Raw genomic sequence first — 26050 nt, forward strand, 5'->3', positions numbered from 1 at the left:
CTCACTGCTCCTGGCCGGACAAATGCGCATTCGGCGCCGAACGCAGGAAACGGTCGCGTGTCTCGGCCCAGGCCTGCAGGCACGCCGCATCAAGAGCGCCCGCTTCACCGAGCTGCTGGCAGCGCCTTTGCCGTTCGCGCAGCGCCTGCCAGTCGGCCTGAAACGGACGGGCGGCCAGTGACGGCGGCGCCTCCTGTTTGTGCACCAGTGCTGCAGCCGCCGCCGTGGCCACCAGGGCGAGGACGGCAGCCAGCCGGATGAGCATTCGGGCATCCATGGGGCTGATCCCTGGCGATCAATTGCCGTTGAACATGCGGGCGCTGCCGGCCTGGTAGCCGGCGCCTGGCGTGAGGAAACGACGCCGCTGCTCCCGGCCCTGTGCGGCGGCAGCGCTTCTTTCCGCCTCCGTCAGGGCGCCGGCGCGGCCGTTCGCCGAAATCACGGCGATCAGGTCCGACAATTGCTGCGACTGCACGGCAAGCAACTGGTTGCCAGCCTGGGCCGCTTGAAGCGCACCTGTCGCATTCTGGCTCTGGCCAATCAGCGCCGATATCTGGCCGCGGTTGCTGTCGATGTTGCCGACCACCCCGGCCTGGATGCGCAAGGCGTCCTGCAGGCCGCCGACGGTGTTTTGCCAGCGCGAGCGCGCGCCGGCGACGAGTTGCTGCTCGGTCGCCGACATCGGAATGGCTGCATAATTCTGCTGAAACATCCGATCGATCTGCTGGACGTCGAAGGCAATGTTTTTCGCCTCACCAAGCAGCTGCTGGGTCCTGGCGACCGATTGCTGGATCTGCTGTAGCGAAGAAAACGGCAGCCTGGCGAGATTGCGGGCCTGGTTGATCAGCATCTGCGCTTCGTTCTGCAGCGAGGTGATCTGGTGGGTGATCTGCTCGAGGCTGCGCGCCGCCGTCAGCACGTTCTGTGCATAATTCGAGGGATCGAAGACAATGCGCCACGCCAATGCGGGCGCCATCGCCATGGGTGAAAGGATCACAGGTGCAAACAGACTTGTCGCGAGCACGAGCGAGCGCGTTTTCGACGAAAGGCTTTTCATGGCCGGATGTCCTCAGCGGTTGGTGATGGGGATGCTGCAAGGTCCGCGATGAATTCGCTCGCCCAGCCCTGCCCGCGTGCTGTCAGCCAGGCGGCCAGGAAGCCCTGGCGGCCCTGCTCGGCGACAAGGCGCGAAATCAGCGCCTGATCGGATTTCGAGGATGCCGCGCACAGCGCCAGCCCGACAGCGCCGAGGCCGAGCTCGAACAGGCGGTTGCCACGCCGGGACTGGCAGTAGTAGTCGCGTTTCGGCGTGGCGTTGGCGAGGATTTCGATCTGCCGGTCGTTGAGCCCGAAGCGGCGGTAAATCTCGGTGATCTGCGGCTCGATCGCGCGCTCGTTCGGCAGGAAAAGACGCGTCGGGCAGCTTTCGACGATCGCCGGCGCAATAGTCGAATTGCCGATGTCGGACAGCGATTGCGTGGCGAAGATCACGCTGGCGTTTTTCTTGCGCAGCGTTTTCAGCCATTCCCGCAACTGTCCGGCAAAGTCCTGGTCGTCGAGGGCAAGCCAGCCTTCATCGATGATCAGCAAGGTCGGTCGGCCGTCCAGGCGATCGCCGATGCGGTGGAACAGATAGGCCAGCACCGCCGATGCCGAGCCCGTGCCGACCAGACCTTCGATCTCGAAGGCCTGCACCTGAGCCGCACCGAGAAATTCGTGTTCAGCGTCGAGCAGGCGGCCATAAGGCCCGCCGAGACAAAAGGGACGCAATGCCTGCTTCAGAACGTTCGACTGCAAAAGGACGCTCAGCCCCGTGATGGTCCGCTCCTGCGGCGGTGCGGAGGCAAGCGACGTCAGCGCCGACCAGAGGTGCTCCTTCACATCGGGCGTGATCGCGATGCCTTCGCGCCGCAAGATCGCGACGATCCAGTCTGCCGCCCATGCACGTTCCGGAACGGCCTCGATGAGGGCCAGCGGCTGCAGGGAGACCGTGTCCTGCGACGCCTCGGTCAGATCACCGCCGAGGTCGTGCCAGTCGCCGCCCATGGCCAGCGTGGCAGCACGGATCGATCCGCCGAAATCGAAGGCGAAGATCTGCGCGTTGTCGTAGCGGCGGAACTGCAGCGCCATCAGCGCGAGCAGCACGGATTTGCCTGCCCCGGTCGGACCGACGACAAGGGTGTGGCCGACATCGCCGACATGGAGGGAAAACCGGAACGGGGTCGAGCCCTCGGTCTTGCCGTAGAGCAAGGGGGGAGCCTTGAGGTGCTCGTCCCGTTCCGGCCCCGCCCACATGGCGGAGAGGGGGATCATGTGGGCGAGATTGAGTGTGGAGATCGGCGGCTGCCGCACGTTGGCGTAGACGTGGCCGGGCAACGAGCCCAGCCAGGCGTCGACCGCATTGATGGTCTCCGTCATCGCGGTGAAGTCGCGGCCCTGGATGACCTTTTCGACCAGCCGCAGCTTTTCATCGGCAATGCGGGGATCGGCGTCCCAGACAGTTACCGTGGCGGTGACATAGGCCTGGCCGGCATGGTCGGCACCAAGCTCCTGCAGCGCGGCATCCGCATCGGCGGCCTTGTTGGCGGCATCAGTATCGACCAGAACCGACTGTTCGTTGGTCATGACCTCCTTGAGGATCGCGGCGATCGACTTGCGTTTGGCGAACCACTGCCGCCGGATCCTGGTCACGAGCTTTGTGGCCTCGACCTTGTCGAGCAGAATCGCCCGCGTGGCCCAGCGATAGGGAAAAGCGAGGCTGTTCAGCTCGTCGAGAATGCCTGGCGTCGTCGCGCTGGGAAAACCGACGATTGTCAAAACGCGCAGGTGTTGATCGCCCAGGCGCGGTTTCAGGCCACCCGTCAGCGGTTGATCGACGAGCAGCGCATCGAGATGCATCGGTGTCTCGGGGACGCGCACGCGCTGCCGCTGCGTCGAGATGGTCGAGTGAAGGTAAGTGAGGGTTTCGGCATCATCGAGCCAGGCGCATTCGGGCATGAAGCCATCGAGCAGCGCCAGTATGCGGTTGGACCGATCGACGAAGCCGCGTTGCAGTTCGTGCGCATCCACACCGGCATGGTCGCGGCCTTCGTAAAGCCACGCCTCGGCGCGCGCGCCTTCCTCTGCCGGCGGCAACCAGGTGAAGGTCAGAAAATACCGGGACTCGAAATGCGCGCCGGCGGCCTCGAAATCGGCCTTTCGCTCGGCATCGACCAGGCTCGAGGCGACGTCAGGAAAGCGGCTGTCGGGATAGATCGCCGCTTCGTGCCTTTGCGCTTCGACAAAGATCGCCCAGCCAGACCCGAGGCGGCGCAGCGCATTGTTGAGCCGCGCGGCAACGGCAACGAGTTCGGCTGCAACGGCGGATTCCAGATCAGGTCCCCGGAATGCGGCACTGCGCTGGAAACTGCCATCCTTGTTGAGGACGACGCCGTCTCCGACCAGTGCGGCCCAAGGCAGATAATCCGACAGCAGCGCCGAGGAGCGCCGGTATTCAGCAAGGTTGAACATCAGACGCTCCGTCAGACGCCGAGATGGCTTGGAATGCGCAGATGGCGCCGGCCTGTTTCCACAAATTCGGGGTCCCGCCTGGCAGCCCAGACGGCCGCGAAATGCCCCACCGCCCAGATGACCAGACCGGCCAGCCAAAGCCGCAGGCCGAGACCAACGGCACCCGCGAGCGTTCCATTGACGATGGCGATGGCACGCGGCGCGCCGCCCAGAAGAATGTGTTCCGTCAGTGCCCGATGCACCGGAACGGCGTAGCCGGGCACGGCACCAAGATGTTCGAAGGAGAGCGCCATCACAGCAGCGCTCCGCCACCGAATGAGAAGAACGACAGGAAGAAGCTCGATGCTGCAAAGGCGATGCTGAGACCGAAAACGATCTGGATCAGCCGCCGGAACCCGCCTGAGGTGTCGCCGAAGGCCAGTGTCAGGCCTGTCACGATGATGATGATGACCGCGATGATCTTGGCGACGGGACCTTCAACCGACTGCAGGATTTTCTGGAGCGGCTGTTCCCAGGGCATGGAGGAGCCGGACGCGTGCGCGACAGGCGCAAACAGCAGGCTGACGCAGACGGTGGTGATGACGCGGCGAAGGCCGCGCGGACAGATCGGGATCATGACGGAGCTCCAGTCCTGTTTTGTATGCTTTCGGTCGTGCGATAGTCGCCATCGGAACCGAGCCCTTCGACGCGGACCAATTCGGTCAGGCGCCGCGCGGTACCGCGGCCAGAAAGCACGGCCACGAGATCGATCGTCTCGGCGATCAGGGCCCTCGGTACTGTGACAACCGCTTCCTGGATGAGTTGTTCGAGGCGGCGCAGCGCGCCGATACCGGTACCCGCGTGGATGGTCCCAATCCCACCGGGATGACCGGTTCCCCAGGCTTTCAAAAGATCGAGAGCCTCGGATCCACGCACCTCGCCAATCGGAATGCGATCAGGTCGCAGGCGCAGCGCTGACCGGACAAGATCAGCCAGTGTCGCAACGCCATCCTTCGTGCGCAACGCAACGAGATTGGACGCGGTGCATTGCAACTCGCGCGTGTCTTCGATGAGCACGACACGATCGTCGCTCTTGGCCACTTCGGCCAGCAGGGCATTGGTCAGTGTGGTCTTGCCGGTCGACGTGCCGCCGGCGACAAGGATGTTGGCGCGCGAGGAAACCGCGCTGCGCAGCGCTCTTGCCTGCGCGGCATCCATGATGCCCGCACTGACATAGTCCTCAAGCGTGAAGACGGCGACAGCGGGCTTGCGGATGGCGAAAGCCGGCCCCGTTACGACCGGCGGCAACAAGCCTTCAAAGCGTTCTCCGGTCTCCGGCAGTTCAGCCGACACGCGAGGCGCACGAAAATGGACTTCGGCTCCGACGTGATGGGCAATCAGTCGCACGATACGCTCGCCATCGCCGATTGCGAGAACTTCACCGGTATCGGTCAACCCCTTGGAGAGACGGTCGATCCATATGCGACCGTCGGGATTCAGCATCACCTCGACAACTTCTGGATCATCCAGGAAGCGGCCAATTGATGCTCCCAGGGCGGAGCGCAGCATGCGTGTGCTGCGAGCGCGCTGGTCTGTGTTTTCGTAGGAAGCCACCATCTCACCCCGCTGGAAGCCGCTCATTGGCCTCAGGACGGGGATGATTAAGAAAACGCCATGTCGTCTGGTTTCAAGAAATTTCGGCCGTCGTAGTACCCCAGCGTGCAAAGACAGGCGTTCGGCGAAAGCGCTTCCGTTTGGCCCCCGCTGAATTTGTCGCAAGCCCGCTTCGGTAGCCGAGAATCTTGGAGAGACGATTCTCCCCTATTGAGTGGACAGCGGAGCATTCCTTGCAGTCCCGCTTCGCTGGTGACCGGGCTGATGGCACCGCGACCCCTTCAACAAATCTGGAACCGGAACACGCTTGGCTGATTATGCGGATTAGGGACCGCGCCTGGACCGCACTGGTTCAGGTGTCAGGGTTCCGAAGTGCTAGGGGAGCCATTGATGTCTATCCAGGAACGCGATTTTCAGGCGCCAAGATTCGTCAGGGACGATTGGCAGCCCTCCAATACAGCTTTCTTCAGATTCATCTTTTCCATCCTGGCTGCCGGGACGGTTGTGACAGGGCTTCTGTCCTGGCTGGTTCCCGCATTGGTCTGAATCTTGCGGGCGGAAAAGGATCGTGTCGAGCAACGTGAGTGGAGGAGGTGCAGCAATGAAGGAGCTTCGAGACAAGCTCGAACACGACCTCAACAATTGCGAAGAGCTGATGACCGCGCTGCGTAGCGGCGCCATGCAGACCTACGAGGTCAACGGTCAGGGAATGCGGCGATACACAAGTCAAAGCCGGCTTGGCGACTATCAGCGAATGAGTGCAAATCTGCGACAGGTGATAGCGCAGATCGACGCCTTGGGCAGTGCAAGGCCGCACTAACCGTTCGGCGCAAGGGGCACAGGTTGCATACCTTCAGACTATTGCATACCCGGTCCGCAAAGTGCCGAACGCAATCGCTTCGGCCGGCGCGGCCGCAAGGATATTTTCACGCCTCGTCTTCGCTGATCTCCTGCCGTAACAAGGGCCCCTTGGCGAGCCGGCGCCCGAGTGCCGTGATGAAGGCCTCGTAGCGTTCCGCGGCCTTGGCGCGCGCGGCATTGGCGGCGGGTTCGGGCAATGCCGGGGTGGTGGCAAGCCAGAAGCGGATGAACACGGCCAGCGTTTCGACGGCAATCCCGGTATCGCGTTCCTGCCGGTTGAGGCGCCTGTCGATCTGGTCCAGCCTTTTGGCGATCGCAGCCTCCCGCCGCTCGTCGGAATCCGGCGACAGGAAGGACGCGACCGCCGCTTCGGCGATCATGGAAAGCGATTGCTTGCGCCGGGACGCGTAGTCCGCCAGCATCGCCATGACATCGCTGTCCAGGTAGACGGAGACCTTCGTCTTGCGGGGACGTTGCTGCATGGTGCCTACAACTCCATGCCGTCGTCGGGATCGAGCGAGACCTGCCGGGCAACGTTCTGGCCAATTGTCGAAAGTCGACGGTTCTGGACCGCTTCGATGTCTTCGAGGTCGCCGGGCGCTTCGATCTCGAATTCGTTGGTCATCGGCATTGCCGTTTCGCTCGGCGGCAACCGTGCGAGCTCCGGTTGCTGGCGCCGTTCGGAACCGGCCGGATCCTCGTCTTCGGTGGACGTCATCCCAGTCGCCTGCCCGATGGGGGGAGAAAGCGGCGCCAGCGCACTCCAGTCATCGGGCAAAGCCGTCGGTGCGCCGGCCAACGCCGGCGGCGGCAGGATCCGCTCCGTGAAGCGGGCGTCCTCGTAATAACGAACTTTCTTTGCCCGGATCGGCGGCGTCCCCGCGAGCATGACGATTTCGTCGGCGGATGGCAGCTGCATGATTTCGCCGGGGGTCAGCAGCGGACGCGCCGTTTCCGAGCGCGAAACCATGAGATGTCCCAGCCAGGGCGACAGGCGATGGCCTGCGTAGTTTTTCATCGCCCGCATCTCGGTGGCCGTACCCAGGGCATCAGACACGCGTTTGGCGGTGCGCTCGTCATTGGTGGCGAAGCTGATGCGGACGTGGCAGTTGTCGAGGATCGAATTGTTCGCCCCGTAGGCTTTCTCGATCTGGTTCAGGGACTGGGCGATGAGAAAGGATTTCAATCCGTAGCCGGCCATGAAAGCCAGGGCGGATTCAAAAAAGTCGAGACGACCCAGCGCCGGAAACTCGTCGAGCATGAGCAGCAGGCGATGGCGACCGCCACGGGCATGCAGGTCCTCGGTAAGGCGGCGTCCGACCTGGTTGAGGATCAGCCGGATCAGCGGCTTGGTGCGGCTGATATCGGAGGGTGGCACCACGAGATAGAGCGTTGTCGGGCGTTGGCCACCGATGATGTCGCCGATGCGCCAGTCGCAGCGCCGCGTGACGGTGGCGACGACCGGGTCGCGATAGAGACCAAGGAACGACATCGCCGTCGACAGGACCCCGGACCGTTCGTTGTCGGACTTGTTGAGCAGTTCGCGCGCCGCGCTGGCGATGACCGGATGCGGACCCGCCGCGCCAAGGTGAGCCGTTCTCATCATCGCGGCGAGCGTCGCCTCGATCGGACGTCTCGGATCGGAGAGGAATGCGGCAACGCCGGCAAGCGTCTTGTCGGCTTCGGCATAGAGCACGTGGAGGATGGCGCCGACCAGCAGTGCGTGACTGGTCTTTTCCCAATGGTTACGCCGCTCGAGCGATCCTTCGGGATCGACCAGAATGTCGGCGATGTTCTGGACGTCGCGCACTTCCCATGCGCCGCGGCGCACTTCCAGCAGCGGGTTGTAGGCTGCCGACTTCGGATTGGTCGGATCAAACAGCAGCACCTGGCCATGCCTGGCCCTGAATCCCGAGGTCAGTTGCCAGTTCTCACCCTTGATGTCATGAACGATCGCCGACCCAGGCCACGCCAGCAAGGAAGGCACCACCAGCCCGACACCCTTGCCGGATCGCGTCGGTGCGAAGCACAGAATGTGTTCGGGCCCGTCGTGGCGCAGATAGGTCTGCCCGAGGCGACCGAGGACGACGCCGTCGGCACCGAGCAAGCCCGCCGCCGCGATCTCCTTGTTCGTGGCCCAGCGCGCGGAGCCGTACGTTTCCACCGTCCGCGATTCCCGCGCCCGCCACACCGACATGCCGATCGCCGCCGCAATCGACAGGAACCCGCCCGAGACAGCGATGCATCCGCCCCTCAGGAAAACATCGGGCGCATAGGCGTCGTAGAAGTACCACCACCAGAACAACGCCGGCGGATAGTAGATCGGCCAGCCGGCGAGCTCGAACCATGGCGGCCCCAGTTGCGCCTGGAAGCCCAAGCACCACGCAACGTACTGCGTTGCGCCCCAGGTGGTCGACAACACGATCGCGACAGTGATTGCGATCTGACCCCAGAGGATTTTCGTGGCCGACATGACAATACGTGTCCCTGCTCGAGTTAGAGGCCAATTCCGCGTTTGCGGGTGAAGCTCCAGTCGACGCCACCGTCACCGCGCACAACACCGCTGACGTGACGACCGATCTGCTTTTCCAGAGAGGGTGACCAGGGCACCAGCTGAAAGCCGAGACCCGTGTCGAGCATGGCGAAGCGCCCGGAGGCGAGCGCGACCCGCTGGCGGTAGGTCCCACCGACAAATTTGCCTGGCTCCGTGCCGTTAAAGGTCAGGCCCGTTTCGGATGCCAGCCTTGCGGCGGTCTGATCGAGCTCACGGCCACGCAGCGTCTCGATCAGATTGCGGGCAAACACGACGCGCCCCGCCTGCCGCGTGGCGAGACCTTGCCCGATCAGATGGTCGGCTCGTTCATGGAGCGCCTGGCGGACCGCGGCACCAAAGCCGGCGGTCGACAGCGAAGCCACCACACGACCGACCGCCTGGCGGTCCAGCCAGGTGGCCCCAACCGCCGTGACCTGTGCCGGCAGATCGAAATCCGACCGCACGGCAAGCGCCAGGCGATGCTCTCCGCGCCCGTCTTCGAACATGCGCAGTTCGACAATGGCACCCGGCGCGGCGTCTCCCGTCGCATCGAGATGAGGAAACCGGATGTGGTGAACGCGGCCGTCGACGCCGTCGACGACGGCATAGGCCGTGCCGCGCAGTTCATCGTTCAGCCCTCTTTCAACCAGCCGGCCGATGATGGGTTGGCCGAGGCTCTCGCCCGCAAGCACGTATGACGATGCGGCGCGTTCGATGCCACGCTCGGTGAGGCCACGATGCATCCGCTTGATGATGTCGCCACGTTCGCCCAGCTCGCGAAGGACTGCCTCCGCCTGCGGCGCGACACACCATTGCGATGGTCCGACCTGCGCGGCGATGCCGAGAATTTCAAGAGCGCGCAACCGGCCGAGCTTGAACGCATGAAACGCATCGGGCTGGAGACCGCGTTGCGGAGCAAGATCGATGACGCCGGCCCTGTCGGCGTCGCGGCCAATCTGCCGGTCGAGCTGCGTCCACCGCTCAGCCTTCACCTGCCTTTCGAGAGTGCGTCGAATGTCGAGGTCGGTGCGCGGTCCCAATTCCTGCGTGATGAGGTCGCGCGCCCGATCACGCATCCCCTCCTTGATGTAGTCACGGGAGATGACGAGATCCTGGCCGTCATCGCGCACGCCACGCACGATCAGATGCACATGCGGATGCTCGGTGTTCCAATGGTCGACGGCGACCCAGTCTAGCCGGCTGTTGAGATCCCTTTCCATCTGGCCGACAAGATCTCGTGTGAAGGATCGAAGATCCGACATCTCCACAGCATCATCGGGCGAGACAACGAAGCGGAAATGATGCCGGTCGTCGGCGCAGCGGCCAGCGAAAGCACGGTCGTCGACCTCGCCCTCACCGGGTCCAAACAGCCTGGCCTTCTCGCCGTCGCGGGTAACGCCATCGCGGCGAAGATAATCGAGATGCGTCGCAAGCGGGCTGGAAAATGCTGTATGGCGAACCACGCGCGCCTTGATGACCGCGCCGCGACTGCGAGACGAAACCAGCCGGTTTGCCTGGATGCTGGCACGCTGTCCGCGGCCGAAGCGCGACCGTCGTCCCCCGGCCTGGCCGGCAGCGCGTGAGACATCGCCACCGGCCCGCGTTGCCGCCGCCAGCGCCTGCGCGACAAAGGATCTGGCGTGTTGTGCACGGGTCGAGCGCATGCGTCCCGGGCGAATGCGGATCTCGCCATCATCGGACATGGCAGAACGCCACAACGTGCGGAAAGACCAGGAAATCCAGCGCGTTCGCCGCACTCCGCACGGTGCGCGAAATCCCCGCACGTTGTGGCAATTCACAAAAAATCCAACAAAAACAACGCCCCAACCGAAGCGCACGGTGCGCCCTTTTATCCTGCCATCCCTCGGTCGTTGCCTGTCCTCCACGCTCTCTCGCGCGCGATGATACGAACGAGCACGCCTGGCTTGGCGCGGTACTCACCTGTTCCATGGCCGCTCACGGGAACTGGTTGGAGACGCAAAGATCCCGTTGACCGTTCGAGCGTTGATGCCCACACGATGTTCTTCGCCAGCCTGGATAAACAGGCTTGCCTCACGCCAGTCGGACGCTGAGGACGCACGGCGCTGCGCCGGCAGCAGCATGGATTTGCGGCCGAGAAGGGAAAGGACGGTAGCGACATAGGTGACCGTTGCGGTGGGCAGCGGACGCCGCGTCGCCTGAAATTCATCATAGCGCCCGGGCCCTGCATTGTAGGCGGCAAGCATGGCGTCCACACTGCCGTAGCGATCATACATCTCGCGCAGATAAGCCGTACCTGCGAGGATGTTGTCGCGGGGCGCAAACGGGTCCGAACCAAGGCCGTGACGCATGCGCAGCATCGCCCAGGTTTTCGGCATGATCTGCATCAGACCCATCGCGCCTGCGGACGATATCGCACGCTGCTTTCCGGAGCTTTCGACGCGCATCACCGCTTCAATCCAGCGTGCCGGAATGCCGAACCGCTGCGCGGCTGCGGCGATATGCGCCGCATGCGCTTCGGCAAATGACGAACGCTGTTGCTGCAACGGCTGTGCCATCGTCGTCGTCGCGGGTGCGGCAAACACGGACAGGCCAAAGAGCAAAAGCAGGAATGACCGTCGACCTTTCAGGGACATGCGAACCGCTGCTTGCTGGTCGCAGGATTGGGTCAGGCGTGGCATTGGTCACGCCTTGTCGCCGCGCATGCGCCGGCGCGACCAATGCAGGGACCAGGACGTCTGGTCGTCGCCGTTCCGGAAGAGCTTCGCATGAACGGGCAGCGCAAAGGCCGGATCGTCGAGCTGGATCGAAATGTATTCGCCAGCCTTTTCGCTGGATCGGCGCCAGCCGGCACCAATCTCCGGTCCCTCCTCGCTGCCGGCATGAATGCGGTAGTCCGGTGCATTGCCGGCATCTTGTTCCTCTGTCGCAACCAGCGCGATGTCGAGCTTCAGACTGAGCGTGTGAATGCGTCCGGAAAAGCCGGTGCTGGTCCGGGTGAATTCTCCGATCTGCGTCATGTCGATCTCCTGTGCTGTTGCTGGTTGGTGACCTGGTGTGCCGACGTCATGCGGGATCACTGCGCGCGTTCAGCGCATGCGCTCGCCACTGGAAGCGTCCGTTTCCAAGCTCGTCGGTCCATAGAGGGAGTGCGCGACCGATGACCCGGTCGATCGGCGTCATGCCGAAATAGCGGCCGTCCAGACTGTCGGGAATGTACCGGTTCATGAGGAAAACCTGATCTGCCGCGAGCCGGCAACAACCCTGCCAGACAGGCAGGGATCGGCCGGCGCGGTCGTGTTCGAGCGCCCTGCCCATCACGATGCCGTCAACCGCGACTTCGAAACCGTTCCGGCAAACTGTCTGCCCGCCCACGGCCAGAATGCGTTTCAACAGCGGAAGGTCTCTGCCCAGATAACCGCGGTCCGCAAGGAAGTCGGCCAGTCGTCCGTTGACACGAACGGCAACCAGATCCGCCACGTGATAAGGACCGCCGCCCCTGAGTGCATAGAAGCCGACAGGCACACTTGCCGAGGCATTCCAGATCAGCTTCGGATCAGCATCGAACGCACTGCACGCGACCGCGATCGTTGCCAGAGCGATAGAGACAACAATGCCCGCAGCCCTCATGATGTGACCCGCCTGCGCAAGAGAAAGGCGTGATGCTGGCGCAGCGAATAGCCGCGCGGCGCCTGTCCCGCCGTCATTCGGTTGTGCATGTGTCGCCAATGCTCGGGCGACACGGAACTGGGGTCGATCCCGACCTGTTCGATCGCATCGATCGCCTTGAGGACAAGCTCGACGTGCGGCCATCTCGCCATCGACAGCAGGATTTCACCGCCGGGGCGCACGGTCGGCAGCGTTTGCAGCGGCTGGCCGCGCGCTACCGCAACCACGATGTCGATGCGGGACAAGGTGGTCCCGAAATCGTTGGCCGCCCAGCGGATCAAGGCAAAGACGCTATCCTGCCGAAAGGAGACGATGCGGCGCTGGCGATCGACGATCTGCTCCTTGAGCGGATTGCCGAAACGGATCCACTGCTCCTGCTTCTTGCCTATCCAGGTCAGTTCGACGGTTGTCAGTGTGTCTGTGCAGAGCGCCGGCGAGAGCTCGGCGGAGGTAAGGGTCATGGCTCCCTGTCCTCTCTTTGCACCCGGGCTTTGCGCCTGCCCGCACGCGGCCGAATGTTAGATTCTCTGTTAGACTCTAAGTTAGGGGATCGAATTCCCTTTGCCGGACAGCCGCTTGGGCGCCGGTCCGGTTCCTGATGGCACGTGCTTGCGGTTCCCGATCGCACGTGTTGCCGGGTTCCCGATGGCACGAAACCTTCCCCGGTTTTCTCCGGAGGCAATGCCGGTTCAAAGGCAAGCAGAATTCGCCCGCCGAGCTCGACCTCCAGATACAGTGTGTATCCGGGCAAAGGCTGGCGGCGGACGATGTCGCGAAGCTCGAATGCAAAACGCTTGAACGGAGACAGGGCACCCGACTTCTGGTGAAGATGTCGGAAGTCGAAACGCCAGCCGTTACGCTGCCGTCCGCCGTGCTTGCGCACATGCCGATAAAGCCAGCGTTCGAGGCCGCCGGTCAAAGCGAAGTAGCCACGATCGATGGTCAGGACGAGCGCATCATCAAGGACCGATTGATAGAACCAATCGGGCACGACCAGCTCGATGCCACCGGCATTGCCATCAGCGTCCGTTCGCTCCTGCCATTCGTTGAGCCACGAGAAGCGATGACGCCGGCCCTCGGCGCGTTGACGGATCGACGTGCAGATTGTCGTCGACTGCAGCCGGTCGAGCGCGGCCTTCAGGCGCTGATAGTCGCGAGCGCTGGTTCCGCGGCCGACGAACTTCAGGATCTCATACGGCGTGGCTGCCATCAGCTGCGACGTGCGCAGGCCCGTGTCGCGCGCCTCGACGATCTGGCTTGCGGCCCAGATCAGGATGTCGGCATCCCATATGGTCGCCATGCCGTGATCGGGGACTGCCTCGACGCGGATCGAGACACGGCCTGTTGCAAATTCGATGGGCACGGTGCGATGCGACTTTGAGAGGGAAAAGAACGGATAGGCCATGAGGTCCTGCACGTCGCGTGGGGCGAACTCACCAGGAAGAGCCCGGAAGGGATCGAATTGCCCTTGGAGGAATTGGGAAACCGGTTGCATCTCGAGGGTCCACCGTTCAGCGCGATGGCCTTGCGCCGTGCGCCGGCGGCGCCGGCGAATGGCGTTTTGCCGGCAGGACCGAACCGCGAGGGTCGGAGGTGGAGGTGACGGAGCCGCGATTTGCCCAGGATTGCAGATCCTCAACCGCGTAGACCACGCGACCGCCAAGTTTGTGATAATCAGGGCCGGTGCCGTAGGTCCTGTGTTTTTCGAGCGTGCGCGCGGACAGGCTCAGAAATTCGGCTGCTTCCTTTGTGCGCAGATAGCGCGGGGGCAACAAAGCCAGATCAGATCGCATGGATTTCGGCCTCCGTGTTTTGAGTGCTGACTGCCGGCGTTCGGCGGCCAGTGGCGACCAAGGTGGCGTAGGGAAATCTTGTGGGGGATGGGGAAGTTGAGCGGACTAAAATCCCACCCCGCACGGCGCGACATCAGCGACGGCGGCGGTGACGGAGAAGCTGAAGATAGCCGCCGGCGATGAGTGACGCAGCGCTTTCGACCAGCCCGATCACGGTGTCCCGGAGCGGCGAGGTCTTCCAGGGATCAGCTTCCACGCGCGGCCCGCCATAGAGCGCGACCGCGATCTCGCGATAGCTTGCGCCGCTGTCGCGACCGTCCGCGGCCCGAAGCACCAGGCGCAACCGCCGCCGCCGCTGAGCCGTGATGCGCGTGTCGGGTGGAACGGGTTGGCGCTGCCAAGCTCGCCAGAAACGTGTCAGGGCTTCGATCCGCCCAAGCGTGTCGGCGTCGAAGGGAACAAGGATCGCAAGCGGACCAGCGGGATCGGCACCGGGAGACAGGACAAGCTGTGTCAGGACGGCATTGTCGTAAACTGCATAGGTGCCTTCATGGCCCTTGCGATAAGCCCGGATTTCAGGAGGCGGCATCGGATGCCCGGACCTAAATTCGAAATCCGCAGCAAGAGTAAGAACGGCCGGATCGACTGCGCGTGACCAGAATACCGATTGCGCCAGAGCGGAAAGGTCCGGTCGCGCCGGGAAATCGCAACCCCCAGCGCCGTTGGGCCGCCAAATCAAAAGGCGCGTTGTCGAGGCCTTCGGCCACCAGCGTATTGTATTGTTTTTGATAGTCGGGGGAGCGTCGAAGATATTCCCAGGCGAGGCCCTCTGTCGTCAAGGTATCGAGATAGTCATAGCTCTGCTGATCTCGCCATTGGGACGTCTCTGGCTTCACCACAATGCCTCGCAACCATGCAAGTCGGATCAGCCAGAATTGCGGGTTGATGAAAATGGCGGAAGTCCCTGACGAGACATCGGGTGTTGTCCGGCCGGCATCACCCTTAAACGACAGCGTCAATCGCGCGCACGCCGCAACAGCAGCAGATAGCCCTTCTCCGTCATCCAGCGGGCACGTTCCAGATGGCTGGAGTGCATCTGCCTGGCACGCTGCGGCTCCTGGTCGGGGTCAATTCCAAAAAGCAGGCTGACGGCCTCTTGCCACGCGGCGCCATCGGCCTCCGCATCAAGCAGGCGCAGGTACAGCTTCCCATGCTCCCGGTCATAGTCGGTGAGTTCGTCCCCGGTTGGGGCGCTATCGTCATACGCTGCCGTCATCGCATCATCACGGTTTCCAGATTGTCCGAAGCATCATTCTATCGAAGCACGGCGTCTTTCGAATGGGCGACATTCGGCATCACCCGATGCGAATTTCGCATCGGCGCCCCGCTGCGATCGCCGCTGCATGCCTTGTTGAAAGAGGCCCCGACGTTTTGGTCGGGGCCTCTGGTCCTTGCTCACTCGCCCCGGCGGCTCGTCGGACGGGACCAGATCAATGAGAAGGTGTCGCCGTCTTCGTCGTCGAAGAGATTGGCGTAGATGGGAGCGTTGAAGCTCGGGTCATCGAGCTTGAGACCCAGATAGTCACGGCCCTCGCTGGAGCGCTTGGACCATGCGGCCCCGATTTCGGCGCGTCCGACCAGGACCCGGTGGCTTGGAGCGTTGTCGCCGGTGGCGCGGGTATCGGGGGCGATGCGCACGTTCTTGGCGCGAACGCTGAGGGTGACGATTTCGCCGGTGAATTCGTTCGATCCGGCCTTCTTGAAGGAACCGATGGTGGCCATTGTCAGTCTCCGTTTTTGGTGTTCGAACCCGCACCATTGCGGCCTCGATGGCGATCGGAAGGCCGAAGGCGAACGACGACGCACCCCAAAAGGGGCATGACAGCCAAGGAGGACTTTCTTGCCTCGCGAGGAATGCCGGCGAAGCCGGCAGGGGAAGAAAGTGCGACGCCGCTGTTGCGTTCAGGAGGTCGAGGCGCCAGCCGGCTTCGGCGAGATCACGCCATTGAACAGGCCGAAAGGAGCGGTTGGACAGCCATTGGAAACGACGCGTTGGCGCCCATGGTCCGCCAGTGGCCGGCACGTAAGTTTGCCGTCCCTTGGCGCTCGCGCATTCGCAGTTGAATGCCTCTTCGGCGTCCACCACGCTTTTGAGACAAAGCCGCCGCTAGCTCCGTGGATGGTCGACAACAGGGATTCGGTGGGAAGGGTTCCAAGACCAGGATAACAGGCTGCGAACACATCTGGGCTTCGCAATCTCATAAAGAACCTCTTTGTCATCACGCACACCCAGTCGCTTCATCACATCGAGAGGGAGGTCGGTGGCTGGTACGATACCGGTTTGACCCAACAGGGCCGGTATGACGCAAGCAAGGTGGCGGAGCATCTGGCATCCTGGTTGGGCGTGGGCTCCGCGGAAATCTTCAGTTCCGATCTGCTTCGCGCGTCCCAGACTGCCGGGATCATCGCCGCTCGTCTGCAGTGCCCTCTTGAGCTGACAGGCGACCTTCGGGAAATGAGCTACGGATCTGCCGAAGGGAAACCGCAGACATGGCTCGATGAACGCCAAATACCTCCGCCGGACGACGATCGGCTTGACCACCGCGGCGGGATTGCCAACGGAGAGACCCGTCGAGAGCTCGCCGAACGCGTGTTTCAGTGCGTTGGCGAGATTTCGCAGCGTCCTTGTGAGACGCAGATCATCGTTACGCACGGCTTCGCTTTGACGTTTGTGGTGGCCGCCTGGATCAGGATGCCGATCGAGGCCTGTGGACATGTCAGCTTTCGGGCAAGCCCCGGAAGCATCACCCATCTCCAGCAAGATGGCTATTGGCGCAACCGGGCGGTGGTGAGCCTCGCCGACACCACCCATTTGAAATAGTCCACGGCGTCGGATTTCGAGCCTGTTCAGTTATCGGCGCTCATGCGCCGACGGTCCTCCAGACCGGGATGCCGAGCTTCCTTGCCTTGTCGGCAAGGTTGTCGTTGATGCCGGTGCCTGGAAAGTGCAGCACGCCTTTCGGCATGATCTGCAGCATCTCGTCGTTGCGCTTGAACGGTGCGGCGCGCCCGTGACGGGTCCAGTCCGGAGCAAATCCGATCTGTGGAACGTTGCGGTTCCTTGCCCACAGCGAGGCGATCTTCTCGGCGCCCTTTGGCGATTTGCCATGGACCAGCACCATATCAGGGTGCCTGGATTTCACCTGGTCGAGCCTTGCCCAGATCAAGTGATGATCGTTGAAATCGAGGCCACCGGTGACAATGATCTTCGGTCCGTTCGGGAGCAGCACCTCCTGTTCGGCACGCCTCTTGGCCATGAGGAAGTCGCGACTTTCGATGATGGCGGAAGTCAGATCGCGGTGACTGACCTTGGAGCCGTTGCGCGGAAACCAGGGTTTGCCCGCATGGCGTTCGAAATGCTCGGCGGCTTGATCCCGCATCAGCTCGAATGCATCCTGGCGCTCGATCAGCGTACGACCCTTCGCGATCAGGCGTTCGAGATCGACTGATTTCACCTCGCTGCCGTCCTGTTCCCGTTGAGAGCGCCTCTGGGCGAGCTCGTTGTCGTCCAGTTCGCGGCCGGCCCGTTCAGCGGCGCGGTGGAAGAGATTGACGGTCGACCAGAGGAGTTCATCCAGATCGGGCTCGAGGCGTGTGTCGGCCAGCGTCGCGATCAGGGCGTCGAAGATGTCCGCTACGGCACCTGTGACTGCGCTGCCGTCGGGCAGATGTCGCTGGTCGGGCTCATCGGCAAATGGCCGGTAGCCATGAAGTTGGAGTTCGTTGAGAACATGCTCGGTTGGCGACGATTGATGAGGAGGCTCGAAGTGGGCGTGACCGCTCGTCATGGTGGAACTCCCTGGGTTGGACCGCGACCGCTGCGGTCTTGACAGAGCGGAAGCCCCCAGGTTGGCCGGTCACGCACCCCGCCGAAGCGCAGCGAAGGATGGTTGCGGCGGGCTATTTTGTTTCGCGGTGGAAGGCCCGCAGGGCCACGGAAAATAGCCGGCCGCAGCCATTGCGGGGCCGGCCGGTCTGTGGGCACATCGCGTCTCTTCAAGACCGGGACGCAGGGCCTAAGCGAGATGGATTGGTCCACACAAGGCGATCCCGCCTTCCGCTTCGAACCGCCAGCTCACCGTGCCCGCGACAGGAAGCGGACACTATCCGCGGGCGCGATCTGACTGCTGATGTGACGGCGCAAGGCTTCAAGACCGAGATTGCGCAGGTCTTCGTTGAAATCGGAGAGGCAAGGTGACAGGACGATTGCCTCAATTCCGGCCCCGCTGGCCCGTTCGACCAGGCGATCGCGTGCGCTCTCGCCAGCAGGGTCGTTGTCGCGAAGGATGTAGAGCCGCCGCAGCGTGTCGGGAAACAGGATGGCTGCGAGATGCGCTGCAGAGAGCGCTGCCAGCTCTGGCATATCGGCGAGGACCTGACGGACTGAAAGCACGGTTTCGATGCCCTCCCCGGCAGCCATGACCTCGCCACCGGAGCCGAAGCGCACCGCATTGCCAAGCAGGTCCCCCATCGCTCGACGCGGTGTGTCGATTGGCGCCTTGTCGAGGCCGTGCGGATCGAGCCAGGTGCGATGAACACCGGTGATATCGCCATCGAGATTGGTGACCGCAGCAATCATCGCTGGCCACGTCTCGAACGGTCCGTCCTCAGGGCGGTGATAGCAGCGCGGATGGAAACGAAGGCTGGCAGTGCCCAACAGCTGCGTGATGCCGCGACGCTGCAGGTAGGCGTGAGCAAGCGTGCCGACGATCGGCTGCGATAGCTTGAACAGACGACGGGCCGAAGATGGCGTGTCACGTGCCGCCGCAATCATCCGGTTTGCCGTCGGTGTGGCCTCAGAATCTGAGGTGCCCAGAAAACGCTGGGCCTCGTTGGCGACATCTTTGAAGGCGGCAAAGCCACAGTTTTCCCTGATCACATCGAGAAGATCGCCATGCTCGCCGGTGGCGGCGTCGACCCATTTTCCGGCAGTTGCCCGGGGCGACGCGACAAGGCGCACATACAGCGACCGCCCGGGGGCGTTGCGCACGTCGCCAACCAGCCAGTAACGTCCGACACGGCGGCCATTCGAAAGATAGTGCCGGCACACCGCTTCAGCTCTTTCTGCAAGGCTGCATGCCAATTCATGCGGCGTATCACCCATGATTGCCTCCATCACAGACAAACGCCCGCCGTCACCGGCGGGCGCGTCTTGCAAGTGCCGGTGGCTCATTCGGCGGCGATCGCGTGAGCGGGATCGTCTTCCGGGTTGTCGAAATCGCCCAGAGCCGATTTATCGCCTGTGGCCGCCGTTTCCCCGACATCGTCGATAGAGGGCTGGCAAACGACCTCGGCGGCTGCGGGTGGTGTGCGCAGAGGCTCCGGCAGCCAACCCGAGGCGGCAAGCAGCCGTTCGGCTTCCTCGGCCATGTCAGCTTTCTTCAGGTGACTTATGCGCTGGACGGCCTGGTCGCCCGAGGCTTCGCGTACGGCCTCAAGGATTCGCGCTTTGCTCACGCGGCCGAGATAGTTTCCGACTGAAGCCCGCCAGCCGGCTTCGGCCATGTCCAGACCGGTCTCGCGCGCCAGACGATCTGCCTGACGGAGCCGTCTCTCAAGCCCGCTCTGCGACAGGCCCTGGGCGCCATAGGGGTTGGGCTTTTCGTAAAGCGCATTGACGCCATCGCTGACGCAATGGGCGAGCAGGGCCATTCGGCAGTCATTGTTCAGACCGGCAAGCCACTGCCACAGCGCATCGTCGTCATCGGGGATGTCGTTGGCCCAGCTCTCGTCACGTTCATGCCGCGCGCGGGCGGCGGCACTGTCCTTCAAGGTTTCATCCTGGAACGGGAAGAACACATGCCGGACGGTCACGTCGAGGGAGCCGCTTTGACTGCGATGCAGAAACGTATCGCAGACCAGCTTGTGCAGAAGCGCCGTCAGGGCGACCTGGGGATTGCCGGCGACCGCATTGCGAAGCGCCAGCGTGCGATGAGCTGTCAACTCCGCGAGCAGACGATCCGGAAGCGGTTTGATCTTCTCGTCGTCACCCTCGCCTTGGCTCGAATGTCCATCAATCGTGATGAGAGCGCCCTGAGCACTTCGCCCAGGGTGATCTCTATCTCCGTCCGCGCCCGTTGGTTCATCGGTTTCCGGCTCCAAGTCATCCTCGGGCCTGACGTAGCCGCGCTGGATATCGAGCCCGCCACTGTGGGCAATTGTGACAAAGACGCCCGCACGCTCGATGTCTTGCGGTGCAAAACGAACTGGCCGAGCCGCGAAGGTGGCGAGTTCAGCCTCGATCTGCCCGAGACGCTGGTCGACATCGTCCGGCAGCTCTTCGACGCCCTCGTGTTCGGCTTCCAACTGCCGATACTCGGCGTTCAGCAGGTCGACCGCAGCGCGCTCGTCCTCCGTCAGGTCGAGCGGCTCGCCGCGAAGCGCACGCAGATTGCGCGTGACGTCAAAGGGAAAGTTGGCAGCCGCCTCCACCCACTTCCAGCCTTCAGCGGCCAGCTCGGCCGCCACGTCTCGCAGCTTTTCCGCGACGAGCCGATCAAGCAGGGCCGCGTCCTGCAGCCATCCGCCATCGTCGGATTGAAACAAGTCATTCAGGACGACGCCGCCGGCAGCCTCGTATGTCTCTAGTCCTAAGAACACGGCGCGCTTGTCAGACGCGCGCACCGTTGACTCGGTCAGCATGCGCCGGATCTGGTAGGGCTCCTTCGACCACGCATCCTTGACCGCACTCCAGACCTCTTCCTGGCGAAGATGATCGCTGGAAATGGTGAATGCCATGAGTTGCTCCAGCGTCATGCCGTCCTCAGCATAGACGTCAAGAAGCACTGGCGAGACCGAAGCGAGGCGAAGACGCTGCTTGACCACCTGGGCTGAAACAAAGAACGCGGCCGCGATGTCCTCCTCGGTCAGGCCCTTGCAACGCATCTGGTGGAAGGCGCGAAACTGGTCGAGAGGATGCAACGGCGCGCGTTCGATGTTTTCGGCCAATGAAACTTCCTCGGGAAGGATCGCGCCGTCACATTCGTGAACGACGCAGGGCACTGCCGCATTGCGAGCAAGCCGCTTCTGTTTCACCAAAAGCTCGAGCGCCCGGTAACGTCGGCCACCGGCCGGGATTTCGAACATGCCGGTCGGCTGGCCCTTGTCGTCGACCACGGCAGTGACGCTCAGGCTCTGGATGAGTCCACGCCTGGCGATCGACGCCGCCAGATCGTCGATCGAAATCCCGGCCTTTATCCGGCGGACATTGGACTGGCTCAGCACCAGCTTGTCGAAGGGAATGTCGCGTGAGGACGACAAGGTTATTTTCTTATTTCCAGCAGCCATCGGGGTTACTCCGCGACGGGCGGCCGAGAGCCTCTCTCTCGACCTCCTACCCGTCACAAAAGACCATCCCGGCTCTGACTCTTCTCCCAGGCCGGCCGGTCAGGCGGACCCCAACGTCTTCAGCAGCTGCTCGGCTGCGCGGATGCTGCCGGTGCGACGTGATACCTCCGTCCAGACCGACAACGGAAAGGCGCTCGCGAAGGTGAGATCACGTTCAATACCCAGACCGAAAGGCAGGCGTACCGCGCTGATTTCGGTAAGGCTGAACGAGCCTAATTCGGGTTCGCCAAGATCGGCCAGGCCAAACAGCGTATCTTCATCCGTGGCGAGTTCGGTCACCAGCCAGACGCCGGTGCCGATGGGGTTGAAAAGTTTGACCAGCGGAGCGTGATCCACATCGCGCATGCAGCCGTTTGCAAGCAGGCGCATGCGCTGTTCGGGCGTGATCAGCGTCATGCCACCCTCCTGCCGGCGTTGAGATGAACTTCGGTGTCGGTTTCATCTTCGGGAAGGAAAGCGAGAAGCCAGTCCGCTGATTTGCTCGCATGCGACGCAGCGCGCACGATAGCGCGATTGTCTTCGCGCAGGACATCGAGCCAGGAGCCGATATAGTCTGCGTGACGCACGGTGGGCACGATGCCGAGCGACGCGCAGCAGAAGGCTGACGTCATCTCCGCAATCAGTTCTTCGAAAGCATACTGTCTGGAGCCGAATTGGCATGTCATGTCGCGTGCCAGGCGGGAGGCGTGGCCTGTCGCGTGGCCGAGTTCGTGGAGCGCAGTGCGGTGCCAGTTGATTGGTTCGAAATACGCCTGCGGCGGTGGGACCTGCACACAGTCGAGGGCCGGGATGTAGCATGCACGGTCGCCGCCAATGCGGAAGTCGATGCGGGTGGCACAGATGAGCGCTTCGACCCGAGGTTCGATCAGGGCGGTGGGTGTCGGCGGCGCGACGCTTGTAATGTCAGCCGGCAGGTTTTCGCATTGTGCTGCATTGAACACGACGAAGCGTTTCAGGAACGGGACGGCCCGGGCCTCATCGCCTGCCTCACGAGCACGGCGCTTCTCGTTGTCCGGCACGAAGCGATCCGCATAGACAACAGTCGTGCCGCGCGCACCTTTGCAAACATTGCCGCCAAGCGACAACGCCTGGCGGAACGTGAGCCAGCTTTGGCAGGGAAGGCCTCTTTCAATGACCGCGCCCCATAGAAGCAAGATGTTGATCCCTGAGTACGGCCTGCCGGTAGCAGCGTTTTGCGGTATGGCGACCGTTGCATTGGCAGCCGCTGTTCCCCAAGGTTGGACCCAGGGCACGCGCCCGGCCTCCAGTTCTGCGATGATCTTGTCGGTGATTTCGTCATACAGGCTCGCCCGGTTTTGTCCGGCGCGAGCGAAAGCAGTTTTCCTGGACATCGCGGATCTCCGCGACGGGCGCCGAGAGCCGCTCTCCCAGCTACCAACCCGTCACAGCAATCCGACCCGAACTCTTCCTCTCGTATGCTTTTGCCCTGAGAGCCTTCTTTGGCAGAAGCGCCAGGCGATATGGAAGTACGGCAGTTTCAGCTCCACAAGCGTCTCGATTCGCCTTGCCTCTTGCGGATATCCTGATAAGATATCGGGATATCCGAGAACAAATATCCACAGGAACATCATGGCTCTCTTCATAAAAGACAGCACCGTCGATGATTTAGCAAAGACGGTTCAAAAACTTACCAGGGCACCGAACAAGACCGAAGCCGTGCGCCGAGCACTTCAAAATGAGATCGAGCGTTCACGCGAAAGCGTACCGTTGAAGGAGCGTGTGAAAAAGATTCAGGACCGGGTCGCAGCGCGGCTCGGCCCAAAGACGGAACCGTTTGACATGAAAGCATTCACCGACGAAATGTGGGGCAATTAATGTATCTCGACGCCTCCGCGATTGTAGCAATACTCGCGGACGAACAAGAGGCCAGTTATATGTTGGCCAAGCTTGAAAATGCGACCAAGCCGGTCTTTTGTTCGTCGCTGACAGTGTTCGAGGCAGTGATCAGCCTCGCTCGGATTGCCGCCAATCGACAGCTCGGCAAGGATGCTCCGGTACCGGCAGAATTTATCAACGAGGCTCAACAGGACGTGGCCGAACTCTTGTCGATCTTGAAGGTACGCGAGATCGCAATCTCCGGCCAGACTCATCGTAGCGCGTTAGACGCAGCTCGAATATATGGCAAAGTTGTTGCCCATCCGGCTCGACTGAATTTTGGCGATTGTTTTGTCTATGCCTGTGCAAAAGAAAATCGCTTGCCAATTTTATTCATCGGTCACGATTTTTCGAAAACAGATATCGAAATTGCCTAGGAGCCAACCGTCCGCCCCGCTATGAGAGATTTACACCGCGTAACGTATATGCGAAATAGAAATCAGTTCATTTATGCCTGATCGGAATAGGATTCCCGCATTCCTGCAACAACGAAAGACGGACTGCTTTCTCATGATATGAAGAGAAGTGGACTTCGGAGCTTTCATGACCCAGTCTTATAGCATCTTCCATAGGTTATATTACTGCGATGTAGCACGTAGTCGCACGCAGAAGCACTCCAGAACACCATATCGAGCCCCAAACGTCGTCAATCGTTCGCTCAATATTCACGTTGTTTATGGGCGATTTTCTGTGAAACCTAGCTCTCATGGTTCACAGAGTCCGCAAACTGAATACAATCTCGCAAGCCGAGCGCGAGCAGTTGATCGAGGCGATGCCAGGCGAAGCGCAGGAACTCACCTTCACGGCGCGGGGCGAACCAGATCCCCGTCTCGTAAGACTGGCCCGGCTGCTTGGCAGACAACTGGCACGCCAGAATTTCGATATACAAAGACCGACGCGCGGATCAAAGAACTCCTGAAGGCAGGAGAAGTAGTGTGTTGAAGGCCGCTATTTACGCTCGCTACTCCTCCGACAACCAACGTGACGCTTCCATTGCTGACCAGTTGAGACTGTGCCGGTTGCACGCCGAAAAGCAGGGATGGCAAGTTGTTGACGAGTATACAGATCACGCGATCTCCGGGGCCTCTCTGCTTCGGCCAGGTATTCAGTCGCTGATTTTGGATGGAACGCGCGGCCGCTTCAAAGTCATCCTCGCGGAGGCGATGGATCGTCTTTCTCGCGACCAGGAGGACATCGCGGGCATTTTCAAGCGCATGTCCTACATGGATGTGAAGATTATCACCTTATCAGAGGGTGAAGTCACCCAACTCCACGTCGGCCTCAAAGGCACGATGAATGCGCTGTTCCTAAAAGATTTGGCCGACAAGACGCGACGCGGCCAGCGCGGACGCATCGAAGCGGGCAAATCCGGCGGCGGCAATTCTTACGGCTACGACGTCGTAAAGAAATACGATGCAAGCGGCGAACCGGTCCGCGGGGACCGATGCATCAATGAGTTCGAAGCGCATGTGGTCCGGAGGATTTTCCAAGACTACTCCACGGGGAAATCCGCAAAGGCGATTGCTGCCGCGCTCAATCAGGAGGGAATCAAAGCACCTTCCGGCGGAGACTGGGGCTTCAGCACTATCAACGGCAATCTCAAGCGTGGGAACGGCATTCTCAACAACGAGATGTACATAGGGAAGCTGGTTTGGAACCGTCAGCGCTTCATAAAAGATCCAGACACGGGCAGGCGCCAAGCACGTCCAAATCCCGAATCCGAATGGGTCGTTCAGGAAACGCCTGAATTGCGCATCGTCGACGATGCGTTGTGGAACTCTGTGAAGACCCGGCAAGCCAGGAATTCCGTAGCGGGAGACCACACGGAGAGTGCCGCTTTCTCTGTGATCAGCTCCCGGCGACGTCCAAGATATCTGCTGTCGGGGTTGCTCAAATGCGCACACTGCGGTGGTGGCTATTCGACGATCTCAGCCACGCTGCTGGGGTGCTCGAACGCGCGCAACAAAGGGACCTGTGCCAATAGGGTTAACATTCGGCGCGACGAGCTTGAGGCGCGTGTCCTCAATGCGCTGCGGACACGCATGCTGGATCCGGATCTTTTCGCGGAATTCTGTGATGCTTACACGCAAGAGACCAACCGCCTGCGCATGGAAAGCCGCACCAATATTGCTGCAGCCGAAGCCGAACTGATGAACCTCGAACAAGAGGTCCAAAAACTCATGGATCTCTATCTGAGCGATGCGCTTTCCATTCAAGACGTCAAAGCGCGTGGTGACAAGGTGCGCGCGCGCAAGGAAGAGCTTACGTCATTTCTCGCCACGGTCGACGAACCGCCGCCCCTCCTGCATCCGGCGATGGCCCAACAGTACCGGATCCGCATCCAGCACCTGCACGAAACACTGCAAGACGAATCCGAAGACAGACGGATGGAAGCAGCCGAGGCTATCCGTTCCCTCATCGAGGCAATTGTTCTTAGGCCTGAGGGTGGACAGCTCGTAATCGAAATCCAGGGCGATCTAGCTGGAATCCTTACGCTTTCCGTCCAAACGAAAAACCCCGCCGGAAGGGCGGGGTTTTCGCAAGTAAAGATGGTTGCGGGAGTAGGATTTGAACCTACGACCTTCAGGTTATGAGCCTGACGAGCTACCGGGCTGCTCCATCCCGCGTCAACCATGTAAAGATAAGCTTTCGCTTACCAAAATTCCACCTCGCCAAATGAAAAGGCCGCTTTCGCGGCCCCGAAGTCCCGTTTGGCGGGGCTTACGACATGAAAAGAGAAGATTATTACGTGCATTTAGCAGACCTGGCAGCGACCTACTCTCCCGCGTCTTGAGACGAAGTACCATTG

Annotated in this window: 29 protein-coding genes and 1 tRNA gene; 5 read left to right on the forward strand and 25 right to left on the reverse strand. The window is 61.8% G+C overall.

Annotation, left to right across the window (positions count from 1 at the left end; translation table 11 throughout):
* Position 1: 1 nt before the first annotated feature.
* Genes trbK-alt through trbB form a run of 6 tightly spaced genes read right to left on the reverse strand, consistent with a single transcriptional unit; the run spans position 2 to position 5106 of the window.
* Positions 2-265 (reverse strand): putative entry exclusion protein TrbK-alt, encoded by a 264-nt coding sequence (gene trbK-alt, locus AC3WTO_RS28345; protein WP_492464154.1) that lies wholly within the window; start codon positions 263-265, stop codon positions 2-4.
* A 30-nt stretch (positions 266-295) separates the two neighbouring features.
* Positions 296-1057 carry a P-type conjugative transfer protein TrbJ gene (gene trbJ / locus AC3WTO_RS28350; protein ID WP_492464153.1) on the reverse strand — a complete coding sequence of 254 codons (762 nt, stop codon included), beginning with the start codon at positions 1055-1057 and terminating at the stop codon, positions 296-298.
* A complete protein-coding gene (trbE, locus tag AC3WTO_RS28355) occupies positions 1054-3510 on the reverse strand; it encodes a conjugal transfer protein TrbE (RefSeq protein WP_492464152.1) in 2457 nt (818 codons plus the stop codon). The genes trbJ and trbE overlap by 4 nt, the downstream gene beginning before the upstream one ends.
* Before the next feature lie 11 nt (positions 3511-3521).
* Complete coding sequence (locus AC3WTO_RS28360; RefSeq protein ID WP_129413029.1) at positions 3522-3803, reverse strand: VirB3 family type IV secretion system protein; 282 nt, start codon at positions 3801-3803, stop codon at positions 3522-3524.
* Positions 3803-4126 carry a TrbC/VirB2 family type IV secretion system protein gene (locus tag AC3WTO_RS28365; protein ID WP_129413028.1) on the reverse strand — a complete coding sequence of 108 codons (324 nt, stop codon included), beginning with the start codon at positions 4124-4126 and terminating at the stop codon, positions 3803-3805. The genes AC3WTO_RS28360 and AC3WTO_RS28365 overlap by 1 nt, the downstream gene beginning before the upstream one ends.
* Positions 4123-5106 (reverse strand): P-type conjugative transfer ATPase TrbB, encoded by a 984-nt coding sequence (gene trbB, locus AC3WTO_RS28370; protein ID WP_129413027.1) that lies wholly within the window; start codon positions 5104-5106, stop codon positions 4123-4125. Before trbB ends, AC3WTO_RS28365 begins: the two co-directional genes overlap by 4 nt.
* 598 nt (positions 5107-5704) lie before the next feature.
* Here trbB and AC3WTO_RS28375 point away from each other — a divergent pair.
* Positions 5705-5923 carry a hypothetical protein gene (locus AC3WTO_RS28375; RefSeq protein ID WP_492464151.1) on the forward strand — a complete coding sequence of 73 codons (219 nt, stop codon included), beginning with the start codon at positions 5705-5707 and terminating at the stop codon, positions 5921-5923.
* A gap of 106 nt (positions 5924-6029) precedes the next feature.
* Here AC3WTO_RS28375 and AC3WTO_RS28380 read toward each other — a convergent pair whose 3' ends face one another.
* The 13 genes from AC3WTO_RS28380 to AC3WTO_RS28440 all read right to left on the reverse strand — a co-directional run bounded on the left by AC3WTO_RS28380 (position 6030) and on the right by AC3WTO_RS28440 (position 15720).
* On the reverse strand, positions 6030-6446 hold the full coding sequence (locus AC3WTO_RS28380; RefSeq protein WP_492464150.1) for a CopG family transcriptional regulator: 417 nt from the start codon (positions 6444-6446) through the stop codon (positions 6030-6032).
* 5 nt (positions 6447-6451) lie between these two features.
* Positions 6452-8437 carry a conjugal transfer protein TraG gene (locus tag AC3WTO_RS28385; RefSeq protein ID WP_492464149.1) on the reverse strand — a complete coding sequence of 662 codons (1986 nt, stop codon included), beginning with the start codon at positions 8435-8437 and terminating at the stop codon, positions 6452-6454.
* A gap of 23 nt (positions 8438-8460) precedes the next feature.
* Positions 8461-10200 carry a relaxase/mobilization nuclease domain-containing protein gene (locus tag AC3WTO_RS28390; protein WP_492464148.1) on the reverse strand — a complete coding sequence of 580 codons (1740 nt, stop codon included), beginning with the start codon at positions 10198-10200 and terminating at the stop codon, positions 8461-8463.
* Positions 10201-10434: 234 nt separating this feature from the next.
* Positions 10435-11112: a lytic transglycosylase domain-containing protein gene (locus tag AC3WTO_RS28395; RefSeq protein ID WP_492464147.1), complete on the reverse strand. Its 678-nt coding sequence runs from the start codon at positions 11110-11112 to the stop codon at positions 10435-10437.
* Positions 11113-11160: 48 nt separating this feature from the next.
* Positions 11161-11496, reverse strand: coding sequence for a DUF736 domain-containing protein (locus tag AC3WTO_RS28400; protein ID WP_492464146.1), 336 nt, complete (start codon positions 11494-11496; stop codon positions 11161-11163).
* A 46-nt stretch (positions 11497-11542) separates the two neighbouring features.
* A complete protein-coding gene (locus tag AC3WTO_RS28405; protein WP_492464145.1) occupies positions 11543-12106 on the reverse strand; it encodes a S26 family signal peptidase in 564 nt (187 codons plus the stop codon).
* On the reverse strand, positions 12103-12606 hold the full coding sequence (locus AC3WTO_RS28410; RefSeq protein WP_492464144.1) for a DUF2840 domain-containing protein: 504 nt from the start codon (positions 12604-12606) through the stop codon (positions 12103-12105). The genes AC3WTO_RS28405 and AC3WTO_RS28410 overlap by 4 nt, the downstream gene beginning before the upstream one ends.
* The gene (locus tag AC3WTO_RS28415) at positions 12603-13640 is read right to left on the reverse strand and encodes a replication initiator protein A (RefSeq protein ID WP_492464143.1); all 1038 of its coding nucleotides are present in this window, start codon (positions 13638-13640) and stop codon (positions 12603-12605) included. Before AC3WTO_RS28415 ends, AC3WTO_RS28410 begins: the two co-directional genes overlap by 4 nt.
* A 16-nt stretch (positions 13641-13656) precedes the next feature.
* Positions 13657-13938: a helix-turn-helix transcriptional regulator gene (locus AC3WTO_RS28420; protein WP_492464142.1), complete on the reverse strand. Its 282-nt coding sequence runs from the start codon at positions 13936-13938 to the stop codon at positions 13657-13659.
* Between the two features lie 133 nt (positions 13939-14071).
* A complete protein-coding gene (locus AC3WTO_RS28425; RefSeq protein WP_492464141.1) occupies positions 14072-14527 on the reverse strand; it encodes a DUF2285 domain-containing protein in 456 nt (151 codons plus the stop codon).
* A 13-nt stretch (positions 14528-14540) separates the two neighbouring features.
* Positions 14541-14957: a transcriptional regulator domain-containing protein gene (locus AC3WTO_RS28430; RefSeq protein WP_492464140.1), complete on the reverse strand. Its 417-nt coding sequence runs from the start codon at positions 14955-14957 to the stop codon at positions 14541-14543.
* On the reverse strand, positions 14954-15214 hold the full coding sequence (locus tag AC3WTO_RS28435; RefSeq protein WP_492464139.1) for a DNA -binding domain-containing protein: 261 nt from the start codon (positions 15212-15214) through the stop codon (positions 14954-14956). Before AC3WTO_RS28435 ends, AC3WTO_RS28430 begins: the two co-directional genes overlap by 4 nt.
* Positions 15215-15393: 179 nt before the next feature.
* Entirely contained in the window at positions 15394-15720 is a 327-nt protein-coding gene (locus AC3WTO_RS28440) for a DUF736 domain-containing protein (RefSeq protein WP_492464137.1), read from the reverse strand.
* 496 nt (positions 15721-16216) lie between these two features.
* Between AC3WTO_RS28440 and AC3WTO_RS28445 the strand changes: the two genes are divergently transcribed.
* On the forward strand, positions 16217-16819 hold the full coding sequence (locus AC3WTO_RS28445) for a histidine phosphatase family protein (protein WP_492558461.1): 603 nt from the start codon (positions 16217-16219) through the stop codon (positions 16817-16819).
* A 40-nt stretch (positions 16820-16859) separates the two neighbouring features.
* Here AC3WTO_RS28445 and AC3WTO_RS28450 read toward each other — a convergent pair whose 3' ends face one another.
* The 5 genes from AC3WTO_RS28450 to AC3WTO_RS28470 form a co-directional block, all read right to left on the reverse strand.
* Positions 16860-17786, reverse strand: coding sequence for a DUF2493 domain-containing protein (locus AC3WTO_RS28450; RefSeq protein WP_492464136.1), 927 nt, complete (start codon positions 17784-17786; stop codon positions 16860-16862).
* A gap of 287 nt (positions 17787-18073) precedes the next feature.
* Positions 18074-19102 (reverse strand): DUF7146 domain-containing protein, encoded by a 1029-nt coding sequence (locus AC3WTO_RS28455; RefSeq protein WP_492464135.1) that lies wholly within the window; start codon positions 19100-19102, stop codon positions 18074-18076.
* Positions 19103-19167: 65 nt separating this feature from the next.
* Positions 19168-21285 (reverse strand): ParB/RepB/Spo0J family partition protein, encoded by a 2118-nt coding sequence (locus AC3WTO_RS28460; RefSeq protein ID WP_492464134.1) that lies wholly within the window; start codon positions 21283-21285, stop codon positions 19168-19170.
* Between the two features lie 99 nt (positions 21286-21384).
* Positions 21385-21741: a DUF2958 domain-containing protein gene (locus AC3WTO_RS28465; protein WP_492464133.1), complete on the reverse strand. Its 357-nt coding sequence runs from the start codon at positions 21739-21741 to the stop codon at positions 21385-21387.
* Positions 21738-22697 (reverse strand): ArdC family protein, encoded by a 960-nt coding sequence (locus tag AC3WTO_RS28470; protein ID WP_492464132.1) that lies wholly within the window; start codon positions 22695-22697, stop codon positions 21738-21740. Before AC3WTO_RS28470 ends, AC3WTO_RS28465 begins: the two co-directional genes overlap by 4 nt.
* 238 nt (positions 22698-22935) lie before the next feature.
* On the opposite strand from AC3WTO_RS28470, the gene AC3WTO_RS28475 reads away from it, so the two are divergent.
* The 3 genes from AC3WTO_RS28475 (at position 22936) to AC3WTO_RS28485 (ending at position 25835) form a co-directional block, all read left to right on the forward strand.
* Positions 22936-23181, forward strand: a complete 246-nt coding sequence (locus AC3WTO_RS28475; protein ID WP_492464131.1) for a type II toxin-antitoxin system VapB family antitoxin — start codon at positions 22936-22938, stop codon at positions 23179-23181.
* Positions 23181-23618, forward strand: a complete 438-nt coding sequence (locus AC3WTO_RS28480; RefSeq protein WP_492464130.1) for a type II toxin-antitoxin system VapC family toxin — start codon at positions 23181-23183, stop codon at positions 23616-23618. Before AC3WTO_RS28475 ends, AC3WTO_RS28480 begins: the two co-directional genes overlap by 1 nt.
* 558 nt (positions 23619-24176) lie before the next feature.
* Positions 24177-25835, forward strand: a complete 1659-nt coding sequence (locus AC3WTO_RS28485) for a recombinase family protein (protein ID WP_492464303.1) — start codon at positions 24177-24179, stop codon at positions 25833-25835.
* Here AC3WTO_RS28485 and AC3WTO_RS28490 read toward each other — a convergent pair.
* Positions 25792-25868 (reverse strand) — tRNA-Met (locus tag AC3WTO_RS28490). The two genes, AC3WTO_RS28485 and AC3WTO_RS28490, sit on opposite strands and share 44 nt — an antisense overlap.
* Positions 25869-26050: the final 182 nt, after the last annotated feature.

This window comes from Mesorhizobium sp. EU05-FHT14A09, assembly GCF_058790995.1.